A 22,190-nucleotide genomic window follows, 5' to 3' on the forward strand; every position below is an offset into this window, starting at 1 on the left:
GTTCACAGCTTCGGTCATCAGATCGAAACCTGCGGGGTCTGTTGTTCCTCGCCATGCCCAGGTCAGAATCTACGCGCGTTGTTGACCATCCCCCTCAGGAGAAGCACTCATGCCGTTGGACCGCCGGAAGTTCCTGAAGAAGTCCGCCGTGACCGGAGCGGGGGTGGCACTGGCCACTGCGGCGGCCGCCCCGGCGGCGCAGGCCGCGCAGACGGCGAAGGGCTCCCGGCCGGCGAAGCGGTACGCGCTGACCGTGATGGGCACGACCGACCTGCACGGCAACATCTTCAACTGGGACTACTTCAAGGACGCGGAGTACGCGGACGCCAAGGGCAACGCGAAGGGTCTGGCGCGTGTCTCGACGCTGGTGAACCAGGTCCGTGCGGAGAAGGGCCGGCGCAACACGCTGCTCATCGACGCGGGCGACACGATCCAGGGCACCCCGCTGACGTACTACTACGCGAAGGTCGACCCGATCACCGCGAAGGGTGGTCCGATCCACCCGATGGCGGCGGCGATGAACGCGATCGGGTACGACGCGGTGGCTCTCGGCAACCATGAGTTCAACTACGGCATCGAGACGCTGCGCAAGTTCGAGGAGCAGTGCGACTTCCCGCTGCTGGGTGCGAACGCGCTGGACGCGAAGACGCTGAAGCCCGCCTTCCCGCCGTACTTCATCAAGAGGTTCTGCGTGCCGGGCGCCCCTGACGTGAAGGTCGCGGTGCTGGGTCTGACCAACCCGGGTATCGCGATCTGGGACAAGGCCTACGTCGAGGGCAAGATGGTGTTCCCGGGGCTGGAGGAGCAGGCGGCGAAGTGGGTGCCGAAGCTGCGTTCGATGGGTGCGGACGTCGTGATCGTGTCGGCGCACTCGGGTTCGTCGGGGACGTCGTCGTACGGTGACCAGCTGCCGTACATCGAGAATTCGTCGGCGCTGGTGGCCCAGCAGGTGCCGGGCATCGACGCGATCCTGGTCGGGCACGCGCACACGGAGATCGCGGAGCTGCTGGTCACGAACGAGAAGACGGGCAAGACGGTCGTGCTGTCGGAGCCGTTGTGCTACGCCCAGCGGCTGACCCTGTTCGACTTCGAGCTGGTCCTCGTCAAGGGCCGCTGGACGGTCGAGTCGGTGAAGGCGACGGTGCGCGACTCGAAGACGGTCGCCGACGACCCGAAGATCACCAAGCTGCTGAAGGACGACCACGACATCGTCGTGGAGTACGTCAACCAGGTCGTCGGTACCGCGACCGAGAAGCTGACGACGGTCGAGGCCCGCTACAAGGACGCCCCGATCATCGACCTGATCACCAAGGTCCAGGAGGACGTGGCGAAGGCGGCGCTGGCGGGCACGGAATACGCCTCGCTGCCGGTCATCTCGCAGGCCTCGCCCTTCTCCCGCACCTCGGAGATCCCGGCCGGCGACGTGACCATCCGGGATCTGTCGAGCCTGTACGTGTACGACAACACGCTGGTCGCGAAGCTGATGACGGGCGCGCAGATCAAGGCGTACCTGGAGTACTCGGCGCAGTACTTCGTGCAGACCGCCGCCGACGCGGCCGTCGACGTGGAGAAGCTGACGAACGCGAACAACCGCCCGGACTACAACTACGACTACGTGTCGGGTCTGTCGTACGAGATCGACATCGCCCAGCCGGCCGGTTCGCGGATCAAGAACCTGTCGTACAACGGTGCCGCGCTGGACGACGCGCAGAAGTTCGTGTTCGCGGTGAACAACTACCGGGCCAACGGCGGCGGCGCGTTCCCGCATGTCGCGTCGGCTCAGGAGCTGTGGGCGGAGTCGACGGAGATCCGCACCCGGATCGCGGAGTGGGTGACCGCGAAGGGCGTGCTGGACCCGAAGCAGTTCTCGTCGGTGGACTGGAAGCTCACGCGCAACGGCACGCCGGTGTTCTAGACCCGGAGTTGGTCTTCTGGGGAGCCTCAGATCCCGTCCATGAGCGGTGTCAGCGCCTTCGGCTGACGCGCCCGCGGGATCCGGGGCTCCTGCTGTTGCAGGCCGAAGGTGGTGAAGGCCGTTCGGGTGGGGAGGGTGTAGGTCTCCTTGCCCGTGACGGAGTTGAGGATGTCGGCGCTGCGCCAGGCCGCGAGGCCGAGGTCGGGGGTGCCGACGCCGTGGCTGTGGCCGCCGGCGTTCTGGACGTAGACGTTGCAGCCGGAGCCGGTGACGTGCGGGTCCATGACCAGGCGGTACTGGTCGTCGATGCGGGGGCGTTCCTGGCTGTCGCGGCGCAGGTACGGGTCGAGGCCGGCCAGGAGGCAGTCGAGGGGGCGTTCGCGGTAGCCGGTGGCCAGGACGACCGCGTCGGTGGTCAGGCGCGAGCGGGTGTTCTGGTGGACGTGCTCCAGGTGGAGTTCGATCTTGGTGGTGGCGATCCGGCCCCCGGTGCGGACGCGGACGCCGGGGGTGAGGACCACCTCGGGCCAGCCGCCGTGCAGGGTGCGGCGGTAGAGCTCGTCGTGGATCGCGGCGAGCGTGTCGGCGTCGATGCCCTTGTGGAGCTGCCACTGGGACGCGACGAGCTTGTCGCGGACCGGCTCGGCGAGGGCGTGGAAGTAGCGGGTGTAGTCGGGGGTGAAGTGCTCCAGGCCGAGCTTGGAGTACTCCATGGGCGCGAAGGCCTCGGTACGGCCGAGCCAGTGGAGCCCCTCGCGCCCCGCGGGACGGCGCCGGAGCAGGTCCAGGAAGACCTCGGCGCCGGACTGTCCCGACCCGATGACGGTGACGTGGTCGGCGGCCAGGAGGCTGTCGCGGTGGTCGAGGTAGTCGGCGGCGTGGATGACGGGGACGGCCGGTGCCTCGACGAGGGGCCTGAGCGGGTCGGGGACGTACGGCTCGGTGCCGATGCCCAGGACGATGTTCCGGGTGTAGGTACGGCCCAGTGCCTCGGCCTCTCCGTCCGGGCCGAGCTGGGTGAAGTCGACCTCGAAGACGTCGCGTTCGGTGTTGAAGCGGACGGCGTCCACCTGGTGGCCGAAGCTCAGCCCGGGGAGGTTCTCGCAGACCCAGCGGCAGTAGGCGTCGTACTCGGCGCGCTGGATGTGGAAGCGCTCGGCGAAGTAGAAGGGGAAGAGCCGGTCGCGGGCCTTGAGGTAGTTGAGGAAGGACCACGGGCTGGCGGGGTCGGCGAGCGTCACCAGGTCGGCGAGGAAGGGCACTTGGATGCGCGCGCCGTCGATGAGCAGGCCGGGGTGCCAGGCAAAGGCGGTGCGCTGCTCGTAGAAGACGGCGTCGAGCTCGGCGAGGGGGTGGGCGAGGGCGGCGAGGGAGAGGTTGAAGGGGCCGATGCCGATGCCGACGAGGTCGCGGGGGGTGTCGGGGTCGGGGTCGGGCTGTGGGGGTGTTCCTGGGGCTGGGTGAGGGGCGGAGTCGGGGGTTGGTTGGGGGGTTGGGCGAGGGGTCGCCGCGTGCGGGTCGGTGGGGCGGGTCGTGTCGGGGCGGGTGCGGGGGTCCGCGTGAGGGCCGGCGTAGGAGCCGGCGTGGGAGCCCGTGTGAAGGCCGACGCGGGCGCCGTCGTGACGGAGGCCGACGTGGGGATCGGTGGAGAAACTCGCGTCAGGGCCGGTGCGGGAGTCCTCCTGAGGGCTCGTGCGAGGGCGGGCGCAGGCGCCGACGTGTGGGCCGGCCTGGGAACCCGTGCGAAGGCCGGCGTGAGGGTCGGTGTGGGGCTCGGTGTCGCCGATGCCGTGGGGGTCGGTGTGGTGGAGGCTGGCGCGAGGGTCGGTGTGACCGTTGCCGTTGAGCTCGGTGTGGCGGAGGCCGGCGTGGGGGTCGGTGTGACCGTTGCCGTTGGGCTCGGTGTGGCGGAGGTCGGTGTGGGGGTTCGGCTGGGGGGTCATCGGGGGGTGTTTCCTTCCACCAGTTTCAGGAGGGCGGCCAGGTCGTCCGGGCGTGTGTGGGGGTTGAGGAGCGTGGCCTTGAGCCACAGGCGCCCGTCTATCCGGGCCCGGCCGAGGACGGCGCGGCCTTCGGTGAGGAGCCTTCGGCGTACGGCGGCGACGGCGGCGTCGCCGGTGTGTGCGGGCCGGAACAGGACCGTGCTGATGGTGGGCGGGGCGTAGAGCTCGAAACCGGGGTGGTCGTGGACGAGGGCGGCGAACTCACGGGCGTGGTCGCAGACTTGCTCGACGAGTCGGCCGAGGCCGGTGCGGCCGAGGGCCTTGAGGGTGACGGCGATCTTGAGGACGTCTGGTCGGCGGCTGGTGCGCAGGGAGCGGCCGAGCAGGTCGGGCAGGCCCGCCTCGGTGTCGTCCTCGGCGTTGAGGTAGTCGGCGCGGTGGTGGAGGACGGCCAGGTCGTGCGGGTCCCGGACGGCGAGGAGACCTGCGGCGACCGGCTGCCAGCCGAGCTTGTGCAGGTCGAGGGTGACGGTGTCGGCGGCGTCGAGGCCGGTGAGCCTGTCGCGGTACCGGTCGCTGAACAGGAGGGCTCCGCCGTAGGCGGCGTCGACATGGAGGCGGGCGCCGTGGGCCGCGCACAGGGCGGCGATCTCCGGGAGGGGGTCGATGAGGCCGGCGTCGGTGGTGCCCGCGGTCGCGGCGACCACGAGGGCGCCTGGCTGAGCGGACCCGCGGCGCAGCCGCTGAGCGGCGCAGGAGGTGAGGGCCTCGCCGAGGGCGGCGGGGTCGAGGGCGCCGGCCGGGGCGGGTACGACGACGGGTTCGGGCAGCCCGAGCAGCCAGGCGGCGCGGGGCAGGGAGTGGTGCGCGTTCGCCCCGTGCACGAGCCGGACATCGGCGCCGTGCGCTTCCCTGGCGAGGAGAAGGGCGAGCTGGTTGGACTCGGTGCCGCCGGTGGTGATCAGGGCGGAGGGAGCGCTCGGGGCGGCGGTGGCGTTCGGGGCGGCGGGTGCTTTCGGGGGTGGAGTCGATCGGGAGGCTGCGGTCCCGAAGACCTCCGCCGCCAGCGCTTCCGTCACCAGCCCCTCCAGTTCCGATGCCCCGGGCGCCTGGTCCCAGGAGTCGAGCGAGGGGTTGAGGGCCGAGGCGGCCAGGTCGGCGGCGGTGGCGAGGGCGAGGGGCGGGCAGTGGAGGTGGGCGGCGCAGAAGGGGTCGGAGGGGTCGGCGGCGCCCTCCGCGAGCGCTCTGACGATGTCGTGGAGGGCGTCCGGGTCGCCCTGGTCGGGCAGTACGTCCCCGATCGCGTCCCGCAGGCGCACGGCGACCGCCTCCGGGCCGCCCGAGGGCAGTGGGCCACCGCGTACCCGGGCACCCTCGCTCAGCGCGTCGAGCACGGTGTCGAGCAACGGCCGCAGGGCGTGCGGACCTTCAGGGCCTGACGCGAGCGACGACGGCGTGCTCATCGTGTCCTCCCGGGCGCTGGGCAAGAGGGATTCCCAGCTTGTACCCGGATGCGTGGTCACGCCCGAAAAGCCCAACGATCGGAACCCGAAAGGGGGTACCTGCGTACGGGGAAAGCGTGTCGGGGTGGCGTACGCATGGTTGCGGAGTAAAGGAGCTGCTCGCGAGGGCCGGTCGTCCCGGGTCCCGTCCGGTGCGGGCGGGACGATCAGCCCTGCGCGTCAGCCGTCGGAAGCAGCGCCCCCTACGTCGTACGGACCGGCGTGCTTACGCCTGCCGCACCCGCAACGCCCGTGCCAGGTCGTCGAGTTGGTCGGCGAGCCTGCGTCGCAGCGCCGGGATCGGCTCGCCGTCGCTCAGGCACTCCTCGCCCAGGCGCAGGGCTTCGGCGTCGACGGCGTACGCGGGGAAGGCGTAGCGGCCGGCGGCGTCGGCGATGGCGGGGCCGCGGCGGGCGGCGAGGGCGACCGCGGCCTTGTAGTAGAGCGGGACGTAACTCCGTACGAGGTCGGCCTGTTCGGGCTGCCAGAAGCCCTGGGCGGTGGCGATGAAGAGGTAGTTGGACAGGTCGGTGCTCTCGTCGGTGGCGAACAGGGCGTTCCAGGCCCTGGTCTTGGCCTCCTCGTCGGGCAGGGCGGCGCGACAGCGGGCGGCGCCCTCCTGGCCGGTGGCGCTGGGGTCGAGTTCCAGTTCGGCGGCGATGGCGGCCTCGTCGACGGCGCCGAGGACGGCGAGGCGGCCCAGGACGCGCCAGCGCAGCTCGGGGTCGAGTTCCGGCCCGCCCGGCACGGTGCCGTCGGCGAGCCAGGCGGCGATGGTGTCGGGGTGGGCGGCGACGTCGATGAAGTGGCGTACGGCGATCAGGCGCAGCCCGGGGTTGTCGCCGTCCTCGGTGCGCCGGATGAGGTCGCGGCACAGGGCGGAGAGGGTGGCCAGGGCGGCGGGCCGTTCCTCGGCGGTGAGGTAGCGGTCGGCGACGTGGGCGGTGGCGAAGCCGAGGACGCCTTGGACGACGGCGAGGTCGGTCTCGTGCGGCAGATGGGCGCGGGCGGCCTCCAGGTAGGCGGTGGCGGCCAGTTCGCCGTCGCGGACGGCGTCGCGCAGGGCGTTCCAGACGACCGCGCGGCTGAGCGGTTCCGGCAGTCCGGCGAGGCTCGTGCGGACGGTCTCGAAGGAGGCGGGCTCGAAGCGGACCTTGGCGTAGGTCAGGTCGCCGTCGTTGAGGAGGATCAGGGCGGGGCGCTTGCCGATGGGGTGCGGGGCGGTGTGCGGGACGTCGAGGTCGAGGCGTTCGCGCAGGACGAGGTGGCCCTCGTTGTCGCCGAGGTCCAGGTCGTACAGGCCTACGGCGATGCGGTGCGGGCGGCTGCCGGCACGGTCGACGGTGAGGCTGTAGGTACCGTTCTCGCCGGGGGCGACGGTCGGGGTGAGGGTGTCGACGCCGGTGGTGCGCAGCCAGGCGTCGGCCCAGGCGTGGACGTCGCGTTCGGTGGCGGCGGCGAGGGAGTCGATGAAGTCGGCGAGGGCGGCGTTGGCGAACTTGTGCCGGGCGAAGTGGATGTTGATGCCGGCGAGGAAGTCCTTCTCGCCGAGCCAGGCCACCAGTTGGCGCAGCGCGGAGGCGCCCTTGGCGTAGGAGATGCCGTCGAAGTTGAGCTGGGCCGTGGCGGTGTCGTCGACGCCCTCGGGGGCGACGGGGTGGGTGGAGGGGCGCTGGTCGGCGTCGTAGCCCCAGGACTTGCGGGCGACACCGAAGTCGGTCCAGGTGTCGGTGAAGCGGGTGGCCTCGGCGCAGATCTGGTAGCCCATGTACTCGGCGAAGGACTCGTTCAGCCAGATGTCGTCCCACCAGCGCAGGGTGACGAGGTCGCCGAACCACATGTGGGCCATCTCGTGGGCGACGACCATGGCGCGGGTCTGGCGCTCGGTGTCGGTGACGGCGGAGCGGAAGACGAACTCGTCGCGGAAGGTGACGAGTCCGGGGTTCTCCATGGCGCCGGCGTTGAACTCGGGGACGAACGCCTGGTCGTAGGAGTCGAAGGGGTAGGGCTCGTCGAACTTCTCGTGGAAGCGGTCGAAGCAGGCCCGGGTGACGTCGAGGAGTTCGTCGGCGTCGGCGTCCAGGGACGATGCGAGGGAGCGGCGGCAGTGCAGGGCGAAGGGCAGGCCGCGGTGCTCGGTGCGGATCGAGTGGTAGGGGCCGGCGGCGATCGCGGCGAGGTAGGTGGAGATCGGCGGGGTGTCGGCGATCGTCCAGCGACCCGCGTCGGCCTGGGTGGCGATGCCGTTGCCGAGAACGGTCCACTCGGCGGGTGCGGTGACGGTGAAGGAGAAGACGGCCTTGAGATCGGGCTGGTCGAAGGCGGCGAAGACGCGCTGGGCGTCGTCCATGCACAGCTGCGTGTAGAGGTAGGTCTCGCCGTCGACGGGGTCGGTGAAGCGGTGCATGCCCTCGCCGGTGCGGGAGTAGCGCATGGCGGCGTCGACGCTCAGTTCGTGTTCGCCTGCGGTGAGGTCCTTCAGGGGCAGCCGGTTGCCGTCCAGGGTCTCCGGGTCCAGGGGGTGCCCGTCGAGGGTGACGGAGCGCAGCTCGGCCGGCTTGATCTCGACGAACGTGTCCGTGCCCGCTCGGTCCGCGCGCGTGGTGAACCGGATGACGGTGCGGGAGTCGAAGGTCTCGTCCCCGGTGGTCAGGTCGAGTTCGATCGTGTACCGGTGGACTTCGAGGAGCTGGGCACGGGTCTGCGCTTCGTCGCGCGTCAGTACGGACATGAACGACATGCTGCCTGATGCCGTCGGCAAGGCACAGGGGCGGATCGGTAAGGGCGTTATGTCCGCTCGGTGGTGGGTGCGAGGTGAGTGCCAGGCGGGCGTCAGGTCCGGTCCGTGGTCGGCGCCGCCGCCGGGCTGTCGCGTTGTGGCGGGACGCGGGCGTCGGGGTGGGGCAGGGCGGGGCGCGGTCCGGGTTCGCGGGCCGCGGGGTCGTCCTTGACCAGGGCGCGTAACTCGCGCACCTCGTGCTCCAGCGCGCGATGGCGCCGGTAGGCGTCGTACAGGTAGCGGACCTTGGTGCGCAGCATCCAGGGGTCGATCGGCTTCATGACCAGGTCGGCGACGCCGAGCCCGAAGGCGGTGGACATCAGCTCCTGGTCCGCGCCGAAGCCGGTGAGCAGAACGACCGGTATGTGCTGGGTCTGTTCCACCCGCCGCATGTAGCGCACCACGTCCAGGCCGCTGACGCCGGGCATCCGGACGTCCAGGAGCAGCAGGCCGACCTGGCCGCGGAGCACCTGCTTGAGCGCCTCGTCACCGCTGGTGGCGCGGGCGAGCCGGTAGCCCAGCGGGGCCAGGGCGCTCTCCAGCGCGTACAGCGTGTCCTCGTGGTCGTCGACGATGAGGATCTTGGCATCCGACGGCATGGCCCGACGTCCCTCCCGCGTGGACATCCAGGGTATGTCCAGGGTGCTGACGGGGAGTGCCTGTCAGCTGACATGCGGTGCACAGCGCAGCATGCCCGGCGCGGGCCGCCGTGTCACTCCCCCGGGAGGGCCTGTCCGGTGCCCGCCGTCACATTCACGTCGCCCGCGCGCGGTGAGTGCGGGCGCGCGGCGGGGCCGGTGGTCACTTCGCCGTGGACGCCGCGCCGTTGATCGTGTCCTCGGCGATGCTCTCGTGGTGCCTGATCACCTCGGCGATGATGAAGTTCAGGAACTTCTCGGCGAACGCGGGGTCGAGCTTGGCGTTCTCGGCGAGGGTGCGCAGCCGGGCGATCTGCCGGGACTCGCGGGCGGGGTCGGCGGGCGGGAGCTGGTGCCGGGCCTTGAGATGGCCGACCTGCTGGGTGCACTTGAAGCGCTCGGCGAGCATGTGGACGACGGCCGCGTCGATGTTGTCGATGCTCTCGCGCAGCCGGGCGAGCTCCTCGCGGACGGCGGGGTCCACGTCACCGGGGGTCGGGTTGCTGGTGGTCATGGGGGTCCAGCCTACGGGGCCGCCTCATGCGGTCGTTCGTTCGATCACGGGCGGGTCGTCGGGGTCGGGGACCTGGTTGCTCCAGCCGCCGGGGACGGTGCGGCCCTGCTGGGCGCGGAAGCGGACGGGGGCCATGCCGACGCGGCGGGTGAACAGGCGGGAGAAGTAGGCGGGGTCGTCGTAGCCGACACGGCGGGCTACGGCGGCGACGGGCAGGTCGGTGGCGGCGAGGAGTTCCTTGGCGCGGCCCAGGCGGATGCCGAGCAGATAGTCCTTGGGGCTGCAGCCGGCGCCGCGCCGCACGGCGGTGCGCAGCTCGGCGAGGGTCATGCCGTGCCGGGCGGCGTGGTCGGCGACGGTCAGCGGCAGGCAGGCGTCGCGGGCGAGGGCCTTGAGGACCGCCTCGCCGTCGGGCGCGAGGTCGGCGCGGGCGCGGCGCAGGGCGACGAGGAGTTCGTGGACGGCGGCGCCGGTCTCCACATCCAGGAGCGGGTTGTCGCGGCGGGCGGCGCGGGCGATGCGGCCGATGACGGCGCGGGGGCCGGCGGCGTCGGACAGGGGCACGACGGGGCGCTCGGGCTCGATGTAGCCGAGTTCGGTGTACGTCGTGGTGGCGGGCCCGGCGAAGTCGACGAAGCCCTCGTCCCAGCCGGTGCCGGGGTCGGGCGCGTAGTGGTGCGGTACGCCTGGGGTCAGCCACAGCAGCGCGGGCGCGGTGACGGTCGTACGGCGGCCGTCGGGGCTCTCGTACCAGCCGCCGCCCGCGTTGACGACGACGGCCACGTGGTGGTCGAGGGTGCGCGGGCCGACGGTGGGCAGGGGGCCGTACTGGAGGCCGACGCCGAGGCAGACGAGGCCGAGCCTGTGGTGGGCGGGGCCGGGCGTGAAGAACCGCATCCAGGTGTGGTACATCCGCGCTCCTCCCGGGGCCACTTGCGTCCAACCAGCGCCGATCTTTGTCCATGGACGTTGATCGCCGCCAGAGGTGAGGCTGGGGCCATGAGCGAGTTCACGGTGGGGGACACGGACTTTCTGCTGGACGGGCGGCCGGTGCGGCTGCTGTCCGGGGCGCTGCACTACTTCCGGGTGCACGAGGCTCAGTGGGGGCACCGGCTGGCGATGCTGCGGGCGATGGGCCTCAACTGCGTGGAGACGTACGTGCCGTGGAACCTGCACGAGCCGGAGCCGGGCCGCGGCCGGGACGTGGGAGCGCTCGGCCGGTTCCTGGACGCGGCCCGGGCGGCGGGGCTGTGGGCGATCGTGCGGCCGGGGCCCTACATCTGCGCCGAGTGGGAGAACGGCGGGCTGCCGTACTGGCTGACGGCCGAGGTGGGCGCACGCGCGCGTACCCGTGACGAGCGCTATCTGGGCCACGTGGCGCGCTGGTTCGAGCGGCTCCTGCCCGAGGTCGTGCCCCGGCAGAGCGACCGCGGCGGCCCGGTGATCATGGTGCAGGTCGAGAACGAGTACGGCAGCTACGGCTCGGACGCGCAGTACCTGCGCCGTCTGGCCGGTCTGCTGCGCGAACACGGCGTCACCGTCCCGCTGTTCACCTCGGACGGTCCCGAGGACCACATGCTCTCCGGCGGCTCGATGCCGGGCGTCCTGGCCACCGTCAACTTCGGCTCCCACGCGCGCGTGGCCTTCGAGACGCTGCGCCGGCACCGCCCCGAGGGTCCGCTGATGTGCATGGAGTTCTGGTGCGGCTGGTTCGACCACTGGGGCGGCGAGCACGTCGTACGGGATCCCGGGGACGCGGCGGCGGCCCTGCGGAAGATCCTGGAGTGCGGGGCGTCGGTCAACCTGTACATGGCGCACGGCGGCACGAACTTCGCGGGCTGGGCGGGCGCCAACCGGGGCGGCGGCGCGCTGCACGACGGCCCGCTGGAGCCCGACGTCACGTCGTACGACTACGACGCCCCGATCGACGAGTACGGCCGCCCCACAGCGAAGTTCTGGGCCTTCCGCGAGGTCCTCGCCGGGTACGCCGACGCCCCGCTGCCCGAAGTGCCGCCCACACCGCCGTCGTTGGGGGCGCCGGCCGAGGTGGTCCTGACCGGCTGGGCGCCCCTGGGCGACCTTCTGCGGACGCTGGGCGGCCCGGACACGGCCGGTCCCGTCCCGCCCTCCTTCGAGGAACTGGGCGTCGAGCGCGGCCTGGTGCGGTACGAGGTGACGGTGCCGGGGCCCCGGCGGCCGTATCCGCTGACGGTGCGCGGGCTGCGGGACCTCGCCGTGGTGTACGTCGACGGGGAGCGGGCCGGGGTGCTCAGCGAGGACGAGGCGAGCCTCGAGGAGCCCGTCGCCGGCTACGCGCGCGTGGAGCTGTGGGTGGAGTCCCTGGGGCGGGTGAACTACGGGCCGCGGCTGGGCGAGCCCAAGGGGATCACCGGGGGCGTGCTGCACGAGCGGCAGTATCTGCACGACGTACGCGCGCGTGGGCTGCGCCTCGATGCGCTGGACGACGTCGAGCGGGTGAGGGCGGTGCCGTCGCGGGAGCTGCCCGAGGACGGCGCCCCGGGGCTGTACCGGGGCACCGTCACCGTGCGGGGCGCCGGTGACGCCCGCCTGGAGCTGCCGGGGCTGACCCGCGGGTTCGTCTGGATCAACGGCTTCGGTCTGGGCCGTTACTGGTCCGCGGGCCCGCAGCGCTCGCTGTACGTCCCGGGGCCCGTGCTGCGGGAGGGAGTCAACGAGGTGTGGGTGCTGGAGCTGGACGAGACGGCCCGGCCGGGGTCCGCCGAGGCGGGCGCCCCGTTCCTCCGGGCCGTCTGACGTACCTCTGGTGCGGCGAGCGCCCTACAGCGCGTTCGCCGCGCTGGCTATGTCCTTCGCGAAGGTGCTGACCTCCGTGTAGACGCCGGGCACACCGGCGCGGGCGCAGCCGTCGCCCCAGCTGACGATGCCGACCTGGAGCCACTTGCCCGCGTCGTCCTTGCGGAACATGGGGCCGCCGGAGTCGCCCTGGCAGGTGTCGATGCCGCCGCTCTGCCAGCCGGCGCACAGTTCCTCCTTCGACACCAGCCGGTTGCCGTAGTGGCGCTTGCAGATGCGGTCGGCGACGAAGGGAACGGTGGCCTTCTGGAGCTTGGTCGTGCCCTCGCCGGCCCCTTCCTTCGTGTCGCCCCACCCGGCGATCGTGAACATGCCGCGGTTGTAGCGGTCCGTGGTGGCGATCTTCAGCGTCGGCTTGTCGATGGGCCGGGCGAGCTTGATCAGCGCCCAGTCCTTGCCGGAGCCGTTGTAGCCCGGGGCCACCTTGACCTTCTTCGACTTGACCTTGATCGCGGCCGAGGAGTCGAGGTCGTTGACACCCGCGGTGACGGTGATGCTGGTGTTGTTGCCGGAGCCGTCCATGCAGTGGGCCGCGGTCAGGACGACGTCCTTCTTGTACAGCGCCCCGCCGCAGCCCATGGAGAGATGGACCATGAACGGGAACTCGTTCTGCGCGGCGGGCGTTCCACCGACGACGCGGGTGGACGCGGCGTTCGCGCTGAGGGGCTGGAGGGAGGCGACCGCGAGCGCGACGGCACCGACGGCCGCCGCTCTCTTGGCCAGGGTCTTGCCGCTTCTCTTCGGCGAGCTGGAGGTCAACATACGTCCTTTCATGGCGTGTTGAGCGGCCCGCAGTATGAAGATCGGGTGGCATGCCTGACAAGGACGGATCTCACGTCCCGGCGGTGGAACCCCGTCAGGGAAAATCCCCTCTCATCCCCGTAGAGTGGAATCGGGTTCAAGGCGTCTTGGGGGTACGGGCGTGGCGAACGGCGGACCGGTTCAGCACGGCTTCCCACACCTGGAGACGGTGCGGGCCTCCATCACCGCGCTCTACAGGCGGCTGTCGTACGACACCATCCAGACGTTCGCGGCCAGCGTGGCGCCGGTGGACGTGGCGTTCTCCGACACGGACGATCTGTATCTGGGTGCGCAGCGTGTGGCCCGCGAGCTGGTCCGGCACTACCGCCTTCCGGACGCCCGGCTGATCGTCAGCTTCCGGGAGATGAGCCACGCGGCGAACGTCGAACTCGCTGCCGGGCCCGAGTACTTCGTCGAGCTGAACGACCGGTTCCGCACCCATCGCCGGGACATCGGGGCGGCGCTCGCCCACGAGGTGATGCATGTGTATCTGCACCGACTCGGCCTGTCCTTCCCGGGCACACGGGACAACGAGATCCTCACGGACACGGCGACGACGTATCTGGGCGCGGGGTGGCTGCTCCTCGACGCGTACCGGGAGGACGCGGCGTCCTCGCAGAAGCTGGGGTATCTGACGCCGGAGGAGTTCGGGTACGTCCTCGCCAAGCGGGCGCTGCTCTTCGCGGAGGATCCGTCGGTGTGGTTCACCAGTCCGCAGGCGTACGCGGCGTATGTGAAGGGCCTGGCCGAGGCCCGCCGCGACGAGCAGCAGCCGCCGCTGACGGCGGCCGGGTGGGCGGGGCGGCGGCGGTACGCGCACGATCGGCGTCATGCGCAGGACCAGCGTGGGGCCGGAACGCGGCCGGGGGCGCCGTATGCGTTCACGCCGGACGGGCGGGGGCCGTTGCGGGTGTCGTTTCCCTGCCCTACGTGTCAGCAGCGGATTCGGGTGCCGGTGCGGGGGAGGGTTCGGGCGCGGTGTGGGTTGTGCCGGACGGTGCTGGAGTGTGACACGTAGGGGGTTCTTCGCCCCCGCCGCCCGGGCTGAAATCAGCCCCTGCGGCGTTTGAGGAGGGGGCTCTGGGGCGGAGCCCCAGAAGGACGGGAAGGGTAGGGGCGGCGCGGGCGAAAACCCTCACGCGCCGTACACCACTCCCTGCACCCCCGCCTCCCCCAACAGCTTCAGCGCCGCCTCCCCCACCTCCCCCGGCACCCACCGCGCCCCCTTGTCCACACTCGGCCCCGCCCTCCACCCCTCCATCACCGTGATCCGCCCACCCTCCGCCTCGAAAACCCTCCCCGTCACGCCCTCACTCCCCACCGAGCCCAACCAGACGACCAACGGCGAGACGTTCTCCGGCGCCATGGCGTCGAAGCCGGCGTCGGGCACCGCCATCGTCTCGGCGAAGGCACGCTCGGTCATCCGCGTACGCGCCGCCGGGGCGATCGCGTTGACCTGAACGCCGTAGCGACCCAACTCGGCCGCAGCGACCAGCGTCAGCGCAAGGATCCCGGCCTTCGCGGCGCTGTAGTTGACCTGCCCCAGCGAGCCCGACAGACCCGCCCCGCTGCTCGTGTTGACGACCCGGGCATCCGGCCTGCGGCCCGCTTTCGCCTCCGCCCGCCAGTACGCGGCAGCGTGCTTCAACGGGAGGAAGTGCCCCTTGAGATGGACGCGCACGACAGCGTCCCAGTCGTCCTCGTCGAGGTTCACCAGCATCCGGTCACGCAGAAAGCCGGCATTGTTGACGAGGGTGTCGAGACGGCCGTACGTCTCCACGGCGGCCGCCACCAGCGAGGCCGCCCCGGCGCTCGTCGCCACGTCACCGCCGTGCGCGATCGCCTCACCGCCGGCCGCGCGGATCTCCTCGACCACCTGCTGGGCGGGATGGTCCGCGACCACCTGCCGACCGGCACTGTCCGCAGCCACCGGCCCGGCAGAACCGCCCCCGGCCGGCCGCCGAGCCGGACCGCCCACATCCCCCTGCCCGCCAGGACCCTCCGCAGCCCCCTGCCCACCGGGACCCTCCAGAGCCCCCTGCCCACCACGACCGTGCACAGCCCCCTGCCCAGCCAGGCCACCGCCCCCAGCCGCCCACCCGGCCGCCCCACCGACACCCGTCTGCCCGCCCGAGCCCCCCACGGCCCCTGCCCCCTGCCGAGCGGGCCCGCCCTCGCCCACCTGCCGGGCAGATCCGCCCCCGCTCGCCAGACCGTCCAGCCCGACCCCGAGATCGTTGACGACGACCTTCGCCCCCTCCCGTGCGAACGCCAGCGCATGCGCACGCCCCAGCCCCCGCCCCCCGCCGGTGACCACGACGACCCGCCCCTCACAGATCCGGCTCATGTCATGCCTCCTTGTTGACCGTTGCGGCGTCCAGGAACGCGGGCCGCTCGCCCCCGCCGTGCACGAGCAGGCTCGCCCCGCTGATGTAGGCGGCGGCCTCGGAGGCGAGGAAGACGGCGGCCGCGCCGATGTCGGACGGTTCGGCGAGGCGGCCGAGCGGGACGGTGCGGGAGACGGCCGCGATGCCGTCCTCGCCCCCGTAGTGGAGGTGGGACCGCTCGGTGCGGACCATGCCCACGACCAGCGTGTTGACCCGCACTTGCGGCGCCCACTCCACCGCCATCGACCGGGCCAGGCTCTCCAGCCCGGCCTTCGCCGCCCCGTACGCCGCCGACCCGGGCGAGGCACGGCCGCCGCTGACACTGCCGATCATCACCACCGAGCCCCGCGCCCGCCTGAGGTGCTCGTACGCGGCCAGGGACGCCGTCATCGGCGCGACGAGGTTCAGCTCGACCACACGCGCGTGCCGTTCGGCGTCGGCGTCCGTCAACCGTCGGTACGGTGTGCCACCCGCGTTGTTGACCAACACGTCGAGACGGGGCAGGGCCGCGAAGAAGGTCCGTACGGCTTCCGGGTCCCGCAGGTCCAGGGGACTGAACTCGGCGCCCGCGCACGGGACTTCGGGTGGTCTGCGCGCACAGACCACGACCTGCGCGCCGGCCTCGGCGAAGGCCCGGGTGATCCCGGCGCCCACGCCCCGCGTGCCGCCCGTGACGACCACGACCTTCCCGTCCAGCCCCATGCGCGGCTACCCTTCACCTAACAAACGTTTGGTGGAAAGGTAGCTGATGCGGCCATGGGTGTCTCCACCTCGTCCCCGGAAAACTCGTCCCCGCAGACGGGGCCCGAGGAAAGCGGTATCGCCGTCGTCACCGTCGACTTCCCACCGGTGAACGCCCTGCCGGTGGAGGGCTGGTTCGCGCTGGCCGACGCGGTGCGGGCGGCGGGCCGGGAGCCCGCGACCCGGTGTGTCGTCCTCGCGGCCGAGGGGCGCGGGTTCAACGCGGGCGTGGACATCAAGGAGATACAGAAGGACGGGCACAGTGCGCTGATCGGCGCCAACCGCGCCTGTGCGGACGCCTTCGCGGCGGTGTACGACTGCGAGGTGCCCGTCGTGGCCGCCGTGCACGGCTTCTGCCTGGGCGGCGGTATCGGGCTGGTGGGCAACGCGGACGCGATCGTGGCGAGCGAGGACGCCGTCTTCGGACTGCCCGAGCTGGACCGGGGAGCGCTGGGCGCGGCCACCCATCTGGCCCGGCTGGTCCCCCAGCATCTGATGCGCGCGCTGTACTACACCTCGCGCACGGCGACCGCGGCCGAACTGCACGCGCACGGCTCGGTGTGGCGGGTGGTGCCGCGCGAGCGACTCCGCACCGCCGCCTTGGAGTTGGCCCGCGAGATCGCCGCCAAGGACGGACAGCTGCTGCGCCTGGCCAAGGCCGCCATCAACGGCATCGACCCGGTCGACGTCCGGCGCAGCTACCGCTTCGAGCAGGGCTTCACCTTCGAGGCGGGCCTCAGCGGAGTGGCCGACCGGATCCGCGACACGTTCGGAGTGACTCGTTCGGAAGGGACGGTGGCTGAATGAGCGACAAGACGACGACCGCGGACGAGGTCGTCTCACGGCTGCGCAGCGGCATGACCCTGGGCATCGGCGGCTGGGGCTCGCGGCGCAAGCCGATGGCCCTGGTGCGCGCGCTGCTGCGCTCCGACATCACCGATCTCACCGTCGTCTCGTACGGCGGGCCGGACGTCGGCATGCTCGCCGCCGCCGGACGTGTCCGCAAGCTGGTCACCGCCTTCGTCACCCTCGACTCGATCCCACTGGAACCGCACTACCGCGCGGCCCGCGAACGCGGCGCCTTCGACCTCATGGAGATCGACGAGGCGATGTTCATGTGGGGCCTGCACGCGGCCGCGAACCGGCTGCCCTTCCTCCCGGTGCGCGCCGGGATCGGTTCGGACGTCATGCGGGTCAACCCCGGCCTGCGGACGGTGACCTCGCCGTACGACGACGGGGAGACGTTCGTCGCCATGCCCGCCCTGCGCCTGGATGCCGCCCTGGTACACGTCAATCGCGCCGACCGGCTGGGCAACGGCCAGTACCTGGGCCCCGATCCCTACTTCGACGACCTCTTCTGCGAGGCGGCGGACACGGCCTACCTCTCCTGTGAACGGGTCGTCGACACCGCCGAGTTGCTGAAGGAGGCGGCCCCGCAGTCGCTGCTGATCAAACGACACACGGTGACGGGGGTCGTGGAGGCCCCGAACGGGGCGCACTTCACGTCCTGCGCGCCGGACTACGGCCGGGACGAGGCCTTCCAGAAAGCGTACGCGAGCACGCCCTGGGCTGAGTTCGCGGCGCGGTTCCTCGGCGGGGACGAGCAGGCGTACCGGTCGGCGGTCCGGGAGGGGGCGTGGAGGTCATGACGGAGGCCACCCGCGCCGAGTACTGCGTGATCGCCTGCGCGGAGGCATGGCGGGGCAACGGGGAGGTGCTGGCCAGCCCGATGGGTCTGATCCCGTCCATCGGCGCCCGCCTCGCCCGGCTCACCTTCTCGCCCGACCTGCTGCTGACCGACGGCGAGGCGACACTCGTCCGCCCGGACGGGACGACCGAGGGCTGGCTGCCGTACCGCCGGCACCTCGCCCTGGTCACCGGCGGCCGTCGGCACGTGATGATGGGCGCGAGCCAGATCGACCGGTACGGCAACCAGAACATCTCGTGCATCGGCGACTGGGCGAGGCCGAGGCGCCAGCTGCTCGGGGTGCGCGGCGCGCCGGTCAACACCCTCAACAATCCGACCAGTTACTGGGTCCCGAGGCATTCCCGGCGGGTCTTCGTCGAGCGGGTCGACATGGTGTGCGGGGTCGGTTACGACCATGCGGGCGGCGCCCGCTACCACCGCATCCCCCGTGTCGTCTCCGACCTGGGCGTCTTCGACTTCGGCACCCCCGACCACTCGATGCGGCTGGTCTCGCTCCACCCGGGAGTCACCCTGGACCAGGTCGCAGAGGCCACCTCCTTCGAGCTGGCCGTCCCGGACGACGACGTGCCCCGGACCCGTCCCCCCACCGCCGAGGAGCTGCGGCTCATCCGCGAGGTGATCGATCCGGAGAACATCCGCGTCAAGGAGGTCGGCGCGTGATGGAGACACCGCTGACGCGGCTGGTCGGGGTTCGCCACCCGATCGTGCAGACGGGGATGGGCTGGGTGGCGGGCCCGCGGCTCGTGTCGGCGACGGCCGAGGCCGGCGCGCTGGGCATCCTGGCCTCCGCGACGATGACCGTCGACCGGCTGCGTGAGGCGATCCGCGAGGTCAAGTCCCGTACGGACGCTCCGTTCGGGGTGAATCTGCGGGCGGACGCCTCGGACGCCGGCGACCGGGTCCGCGTCATGATCGACGAGGGTGTGCGCGTCGCCTCCTTCGCCCTCGCGCCCTCCCGTGAGCTGATCGCCGAACTCAAGGACGCGGGCGTGGTCGTCATCCCCTCGATCGGCGCCCGGCGGCACGCCGAGAAGGTCGCGGCGTGGGGCGCGGACGCGGTGATCGTGCAGGGCGGTGAGGGCGGCGGACACACCGGAGAGGTGGCGACGACGGTGCTGCTGCCGCAGGTGGTCGACGCCGTGGAGATACCGGTCGTGGCGGCGGGCGGCTTCTTCGACGGGCGGGGACTGGTCGCGGCGCTGGCGTACGGGGCGGCGGGGGTCGCGATGGGCACGCGGTTCCTGCTGACCTCGGACTCGACGGTGCCGGACGCGGTGAAGGCGCGCTATCTGGCGGCGACCGTACGGGATGTCACGGTCACCCGGGCCGTGGACGGCCTGCCCCACCGCATGCTCCGCACGGACCTGGTCGACGCTCTCGAGCACTCCGGCCGCTTGCGGGCTCTCCTCCAGGCGGTGCGCAGGGCGGCCGGCTACCGGAAGCTGTCCGGCACCAGCCGGCGCCGGATGCTCAGGGAAGGCCGCGCGCTCAGGCACGGCAAGGACCTGAGCTGGAGCCAGGTCCTGCTCGCCGCGAACACGCCGATGCTGCTGAAGGCGTCCATGGTGGACGGCCGTACGGATCTGGGGGTGATGGCGTCCGGGCAGGTCGCCGGGGTGATCGACGACCTGCCGTCGTGCGCGGAGCTGGTGGAGCGGATCATGGAGGAGGCCGAGGGGGCACGCAAACGGCTGCTCGGCAACGCCCTATAGGGGTGCGGGGAACCGCGCGACCAGCCACGACGGCGCCGCGGACGAACAACGACGCATCGCGATGCTCAGAGCCTCTCGATGATCGTCACGTTCGCCTGTCCCCCGCCCTCGCACATCGTCTGCAGCCCGAACCGACCGCCCGTGCGCTCCAGTTCGTGCAGCAGGGTCGTCATCAGCTTCACGCCCGTCGCGCCCAGCGGATGCCCCAGGGCGATCGCCCCGCCGTTGACGTTGACCTTGTCCGGATCCGCGCCGGTCTCCTTCAGCCAGGCCAGGACCACCGGCGCGAAGGCCTCGTTGATCTCGACGAGGTCGATGTCGTCGATCGACAGGCCGGTCTTCTTCAGGGCGTGGGCGGTGGCGGGGATCGGAGCGGTGAGCATGCGGATGGGATCCTCACCGCGCACCGAGAGGTGGTGCACCCGGGCCCGGGGCGTGAGCCCATGCTCGCGCACGGCCCGCTCCGAGGCCAGCAACATCGCCGCCGCGCCGTCGGATACCTGCGAGGAACAGGCCGCCGTGACGGTGCCGCCCTCGATGACCGGCTTCAGCGCCGCCATCTTCTCCAGTGAGGTGTCCCGGCGCGGCCCCTCGTCGACGGCGACCGGCCCGTAGGGCACGAGCTCGCGCTCGAAGCGACCCTCGTCGATCGCCCGCAGCGCCCGCCGGTGCGAGCGCAGCGCGAACTCCTCCTGGTCCGGCCGGCTGATCCCCCACTTCGCGGCGATCATCTCGGCGCCGGCGAACTGGTTCACCGGCTTCTGGCCGTACCGGGCCCGCCAGCCCTCGCTGCCCGCGAAGGGCCCCGCCGTCAGCCCCAGTGGCTCGGCCGCCTGCCGGGTGGCGAAGGCGATGGGGATCATCGACATGTTCTGCACGCCGCCCGCGACCACCAGGTCCTGGGTGCCGGACAGCACGCCCTGCGCCGCGAAGTGCACGGCCTGCTGCGAGGACCCGCACTGCCGGTCCACGGTCACCCCCGGCACCTCCTCGGGCAGCCCGGCCGCCAGCCAGCAGGTCCGCGCGATGTCCCCGGCCTGCGGCCCGACGGCGTCCAGGCAGCCGAAGACGACGTCCTCGACGGCGGCCGGATCCATGCCCGCGCGCGAGACGAGTTCCTTGAGCACATGCGCGCCCAGGTCGGCCGGATGGACCGCGCTGAGCCCTCCTCCACGCCGCCCGACGGGCGTGCGGACCGCTTCGACGATGTAGGCCTCGGCCATGGCAACTCCCCAATGAGTTACGTGCGTACGGCGATCACGTGCGTACGGCGATCCCGTCCAGCACCATCGACAGGTACTGCCGGGCGATCTCCTCCGGGCTGTGCTGCCCGCCGGGCCGGTACCAGGACGCGGCGACCCACACCGTGTCCCGCACGAACCGGTAGGTGAGCCGGACGTCGAGGTCGGAGCGGAACACCCCGGCCGCGACCCCGCGCTCCAGCGTGGACAGCCAGGCCTTCTCGAACCTGCGCTGCGACTCGGCGAGGAACGCGAACCGCTCCTGCGCCACCAGCTGTTTGTTCTCCTTCTGGTAGATCGCGACGGCGGCGCGGTGCCGGTCGATCTCCCGGAACGACTCGGTGACCAGGGCTTCGAGGGTCTCGCGGGGCCCGAGCTCGGCGCCCAGGACGGCGTCGTAGCCGCCCCAGAGCTCGTCGAGGAAGGTCCGCAGGATCTCCTCCAGCATCGACTCCTTGGAGTCGAAGTGGTAGTAGAGGCTGCCCGCGAGCATGCCCGCGTGGTCCGCGATCTTGCGTACGGTCGTGGCGTTGTAGCCCTGCTCGGCGAAGACCTCGGCGGCGGTGTCGAGGAGTTCGCGCCGCCTGGCGGCTGCGGCGGTCACCTGGGGCTTCTTCTTGGTCGGCACGGGTCCATTGTCGTCCTGGGCGTGGGGGCGGCCGTCGTCCTAGGCATGCTGGCTGCTGACGGAGACGATCTCGCCGGTCATGTACGACGAGTAGCCCGACGCCAGGAAGACGATCACGTTGGCCACCTCCCAGGGCTCGGCGTACCGCCCGAAGGCCTCGCGGGCGGTGAGCTCCTCCAGCAGCTCGGGGGTCGTCACCTTCGCCAGGTGCGGGTGCATGGCGAGGCTCGGCGCCACCGCGTTGACCCGCACCCCGTACTCGGCGGCCTCGACCGCGGCGCACCGGGTCAGCGCCATCACGCCGGCCTTCGCCGCGGCGTAGTGCGCCTGCCCTGCCTGGGCGCGCCAGCCGACGACGGAGGCGTTGTTGACGATCACGCCGCCGGTGTCGCGCATCCGGCGCAGGGCGGCCCGGGTGCATCTGAAGGTGCCGTTCAAGGTCACGTCGAGGACCTTCGACCACTGCTCGTCGGTCATGTCGACGAGGGGCGAAGTCCCGCCGAGGCCCGCGTTGTTGACGACCACGTCCAGTCGGCCGTGCTCCTGCACGGCGGTGTCGAAGAGGGCCCGCACCTGCGTCTCGTCGGTGACATCGCACACCGCGGACGTCACCGCGCCCCCGAACTCCCGGGCCAGCTCGGCCTCGTGCTCCTTCAGCCGCCGCGCGTGGGCGTCGCTGACCAGCACGCGGGCGCCCTCCTCCAGGAGGCGGCGGGCGGTGGCGCCGCCGATGCCCGCGCCGGCCGCGGCGGTGACGACGGCGGTGCGCCCGCGGAGCAGTCCGTGCCCGGGAACGTACGTCGGCGCCTCGACGTTTGTCATGGCAGCACGCTAACCTACCAAACA

19 protein-coding genes and 1 pseudogene are annotated in these 22,190 nt (G+C 71.8%); 7 read left to right on the plus strand and 13 right to left on the minus strand.

What is annotated here, in order from left to right; translation table 11 throughout:
• Nucleotides 1-109: 109 nt before the first annotated feature.
• Nucleotides 110-1,915 (plus strand): bifunctional metallophosphatase/5'-nucleotidase, encoded by a 1,806-nt coding sequence (locus EJ357_RS11790; protein ID WP_126391327.1) that lies wholly within the window; start codon nucleotides 110-112, stop codon nucleotides 1,913-1,915.
• A gap of 26 nt (nucleotides 1,916-1,941) precedes the next feature.
• Here the strand turns inward: EJ357_RS11790 and EJ357_RS11795 are convergent, their stop codons facing one another.
• The 6 genes from EJ357_RS11795 to EJ357_RS11820 all read right to left on the minus strand — a co-directional run bounded on the left by EJ357_RS11795 (nucleotide 1,942) and on the right by EJ357_RS11820 (nucleotide 10,203).
• The gene (locus tag EJ357_RS11795) at nucleotides 1,942-3,312 is read right to left on the minus strand and encodes a lysine N(6)-hydroxylase/L-ornithine N(5)-oxygenase family protein (protein WP_126399382.1); all 1,371 of its coding nucleotides are present in this window, start codon (nucleotides 3,310-3,312) and stop codon (nucleotides 1,942-1,944) included.
• Between the two features lie 542 nt (nucleotides 3,313-3,854).
• Entirely contained in the window at nucleotides 3,855-5,321 is a 1,467-nt protein-coding gene (locus EJ357_RS11800) for a pyridoxal phosphate-dependent decarboxylase family protein (protein ID WP_126391329.1), read from the minus strand.
• A gap of 265 nt (nucleotides 5,322-5,586) precedes the next feature.
• Nucleotides 5,587-8,091, minus strand: coding sequence for an aminopeptidase N (gene pepN / locus EJ357_RS11805; protein WP_175647372.1), 2,505 nt, complete (start codon nucleotides 8,089-8,091; stop codon nucleotides 5,587-5,589).
• 101 nt (nucleotides 8,092-8,192) lie between these two features.
• The gene (locus EJ357_RS11810; protein ID WP_126391333.1) at nucleotides 8,193-8,738 is read right to left on the minus strand and encodes a response regulator; all 546 of its coding nucleotides are present in this window, start codon (nucleotides 8,736-8,738) and stop codon (nucleotides 8,193-8,195) included.
• Between the two features lie 202 nt (nucleotides 8,739-8,940).
• Nucleotides 8,941-9,291 (minus strand): chorismate mutase, encoded by a 351-nt coding sequence (locus EJ357_RS11815; RefSeq protein WP_126391335.1) that lies wholly within the window; start codon nucleotides 9,289-9,291, stop codon nucleotides 8,941-8,943.
• Nucleotides 9,292-9,315: 24 nt separating this feature from the next.
• Entirely contained in the window at nucleotides 9,316-10,203 is an 888-nt protein-coding gene (locus EJ357_RS11820; protein ID WP_126391337.1) for a helix-turn-helix domain-containing protein, read from the minus strand.
• A gap of 87 nt (nucleotides 10,204-10,290) precedes the next feature.
• On the opposite strand from EJ357_RS11820, the gene EJ357_RS11825 reads away from it, so the two are divergent.
• Nucleotides 10,291-12,066: a glycoside hydrolase family 35 protein gene (locus tag EJ357_RS11825; protein ID WP_126391339.1), complete on the plus strand. Its 1,776-nt coding sequence runs from the start codon at nucleotides 10,291-10,293 to the stop codon at nucleotides 12,064-12,066.
• Nucleotides 12,067-12,090: 24 nt separating this feature from the next.
• On the opposite strand, the gene EJ357_RS11830 is transcribed toward EJ357_RS11825, so the two are convergent.
• Nucleotides 12,091-12,888, minus strand: coding sequence for a S1 family peptidase (locus EJ357_RS11830; protein WP_126391341.1), 798 nt, complete (start codon nucleotides 12,886-12,888; stop codon nucleotides 12,091-12,093).
• A 160-nt stretch (nucleotides 12,889-13,048) separates the two neighbouring features.
• Here EJ357_RS11830 and EJ357_RS11835 point away from each other — a divergent pair, with 160 nt between their 5' ends.
• Entirely contained in the window at nucleotides 13,049-13,945 is an 897-nt protein-coding gene (locus EJ357_RS11835; protein ID WP_126391343.1) for a hypothetical protein, read from the plus strand.
• A gap of 117 nt (nucleotides 13,946-14,062) precedes the next feature.
• Here EJ357_RS11835 and EJ357_RS11840 read toward each other — a convergent pair whose 3' ends face one another.
• The 3 genes and pseudogenes from EJ357_RS11840 to EJ357_RS11850 all read right to left on the minus strand — a co-directional run bounded on the left by EJ357_RS11840 (nucleotide 14,063) and on the right by EJ357_RS11850 (nucleotide 16,016).
• Nucleotides 14,063-14,986 (minus strand): SDR family oxidoreductase, encoded by a 924-nt coding sequence (locus tag EJ357_RS11840; RefSeq protein WP_407698514.1) that lies wholly within the window; start codon nucleotides 14,984-14,986, stop codon nucleotides 14,063-14,065.
• A gap of 165 nt (nucleotides 14,987-15,151) precedes the next feature.
• A pseudogene (locus EJ357_RS48855) lies at nucleotides 15,152-15,274 on the minus strand (SDR family NAD(P)-dependent oxidoreductase); the annotation flags it as partial.
• A 1-nt stretch (nucleotide 15,275) separates the two neighbouring features.
• Nucleotides 15,276-16,016, minus strand: coding sequence for an SDR family oxidoreductase (locus EJ357_RS11850; RefSeq protein ID WP_126391345.1), 741 nt, complete (start codon nucleotides 16,014-16,016; stop codon nucleotides 15,276-15,278).
• Between the two features lie 54 nt (nucleotides 16,017-16,070).
• Here EJ357_RS11850 and EJ357_RS11855 point away from each other — a divergent pair, with 54 nt between their 5' ends.
• From EJ357_RS11855 to EJ357_RS11870, 4 genes are read left to right on the plus strand one after another with little or no spacing between them, the layout of a single operon-like run.
• Nucleotides 16,071-16,862: an enoyl-CoA hydratase family protein gene (locus EJ357_RS11855; RefSeq protein WP_126391347.1), complete on the plus strand. Its 792-nt coding sequence runs from the start codon at nucleotides 16,071-16,073 to the stop codon at nucleotides 16,860-16,862.
• Nucleotides 16,859-17,704: a CoA transferase subunit A gene (locus EJ357_RS11860; RefSeq protein ID WP_126391349.1), complete on the plus strand. Its 846-nt coding sequence runs from the start codon at nucleotides 16,859-16,861 to the stop codon at nucleotides 17,702-17,704. The genes EJ357_RS11855 and EJ357_RS11860 overlap by 4 nt, the downstream gene beginning before the upstream one ends.
• A complete protein-coding gene (locus tag EJ357_RS11865; protein ID WP_126391351.1) occupies nucleotides 17,701-18,423 on the plus strand; it encodes a CoA-transferase subunit beta in 723 nt (240 codons plus the stop codon). The genes EJ357_RS11860 and EJ357_RS11865 overlap by 4 nt, the downstream gene beginning before the upstream one ends.
• Nucleotides 18,423-19,475 (plus strand): NAD(P)H-dependent flavin oxidoreductase, encoded by a 1,053-nt coding sequence (locus EJ357_RS11870; RefSeq protein ID WP_126391353.1) that lies wholly within the window; start codon nucleotides 18,423-18,425, stop codon nucleotides 19,473-19,475. The genes EJ357_RS11865 and EJ357_RS11870 overlap by 1 nt, the downstream gene beginning before the upstream one ends.
• Nucleotides 19,476-19,540: 65 nt before the next feature.
• Here EJ357_RS11870 and EJ357_RS11875 read toward each other — a convergent pair whose 3' ends face one another.
• The 3 genes from EJ357_RS11875 to EJ357_RS11885 are packed head-to-tail and all read right to left on the minus strand — an operon-like array spanning nucleotide 19,541 to nucleotide 22,166.
• Nucleotides 19,541-20,698 (minus strand): acetyl-CoA C-acetyltransferase, encoded by a 1,158-nt coding sequence (locus EJ357_RS11875; protein WP_126391355.1) that lies wholly within the window; start codon nucleotides 20,696-20,698, stop codon nucleotides 19,541-19,543.
• 34 nt (nucleotides 20,699-20,732) lie between these two features.
• On the minus strand, nucleotides 20,733-21,344 hold the full coding sequence (locus EJ357_RS11880) for a TetR/AcrR family transcriptional regulator (RefSeq protein WP_126391357.1): 612 nt from the start codon (nucleotides 21,342-21,344) through the stop codon (nucleotides 20,733-20,735).
• A gap of 39 nt (nucleotides 21,345-21,383) precedes the next feature.
• Nucleotides 21,384-22,166, minus strand: a complete 783-nt coding sequence (locus tag EJ357_RS11885; RefSeq protein WP_126391359.1) for an SDR family oxidoreductase — start codon at nucleotides 22,164-22,166, stop codon at nucleotides 21,384-21,386.
• Nucleotides 22,167-22,190: the final 24 nt, after the last annotated feature.

Origin of the sequence: Streptomyces cyaneochromogenes (genome assembly GCF_003963535.1) — a bacterium.
GTDB lineage: Bacteria > Actinomycetota > Actinomycetes > Streptomycetales > Streptomycetaceae > Streptomyces > Streptomyces shaanxiensis.

Excerpts from the sequence above, each read along its gene's own strand:
- EJ357_RS11790 (WP_126391327.1), top strand. The coding sequence starts at position 110 with ATGCCGTTGGACCGCCGGAAGTTCCTGAAGAAGTCCGCCGTGACCGGA.
- EJ357_RS11800 (WP_126391329.1), bottom strand. The coding sequence starts at position 5,321 with ATGAGCACGCCGTCGTCGCTCGCGTCAGGCCCTGAAGGTCCGCACGCC.
- pepN (WP_175647372.1), bottom strand. The coding sequence starts at position 8,091 with ATGTCCGTACTGACGCGCGACGAAGCGCAGACCCGTGCCCAGCTCCTC.
- EJ357_RS11810 (WP_126391333.1), bottom strand. The coding sequence starts at position 8,738 with ATGCCGTCGGATGCCAAGATCCTCATCGTCGACGACCACGAGGACACG.
- EJ357_RS11815 (WP_126391335.1), bottom strand. The coding sequence starts at position 9,291 with ATGACCACCAGCAACCCGACCCCCGGTGACGTGGACCCCGCCGTCCGC.
- EJ357_RS11820 (WP_126391337.1), bottom strand. The coding sequence starts at position 10,203 with ATGTACCACACCTGGATGCGGTTCTTCACGCCCGGCCCCGCCCACCAC.
- EJ357_RS11825 (WP_126391339.1), top strand. The coding sequence starts at position 10,291 with ATGAGCGAGTTCACGGTGGGGGACACGGACTTTCTGCTGGACGGGCGG.
- EJ357_RS11830 (WP_126391341.1), bottom strand. The coding sequence starts at position 12,888 with ATGTTGACCTCCAGCTCGCCGAAGAGAAGCGGCAAGACCCTGGCCAAG.
- EJ357_RS11850 (WP_126391345.1), bottom strand. The coding sequence starts at position 16,016 with ATGGGGCTGGACGGGAAGGTCGTGGTCGTCACGGGCGGCACGCGGGGC.
- EJ357_RS11855 (WP_126391347.1), top strand. The coding sequence starts at position 16,071 with ATGGGTGTCTCCACCTCGTCCCCGGAAAACTCGTCCCCGCAGACGGGG.
- EJ357_RS11860 (WP_126391349.1), top strand. The coding sequence starts at position 16,859 with ATGAGCGACAAGACGACGACCGCGGACGAGGTCGTCTCACGGCTGCGC.
- EJ357_RS11865 (WP_126391351.1), top strand. The coding sequence starts at position 17,701 with ATGACGGAGGCCACCCGCGCCGAGTACTGCGTGATCGCCTGCGCGGAG.
- EJ357_RS11870 (WP_126391353.1), top strand. The coding sequence starts at position 18,423 with ATGGAGACACCGCTGACGCGGCTGGTCGGGGTTCGCCACCCGATCGTG.
- EJ357_RS11875 (WP_126391355.1), bottom strand. The coding sequence starts at position 20,698 with ATGGCCGAGGCCTACATCGTCGAAGCGGTCCGCACGCCCGTCGGGCGG.
- EJ357_RS11885 (WP_126391359.1), bottom strand. The coding sequence starts at position 22,166 with ATGACAAACGTCGAGGCGCCGACGTACGTTCCCGGGCACGGACTGCTC.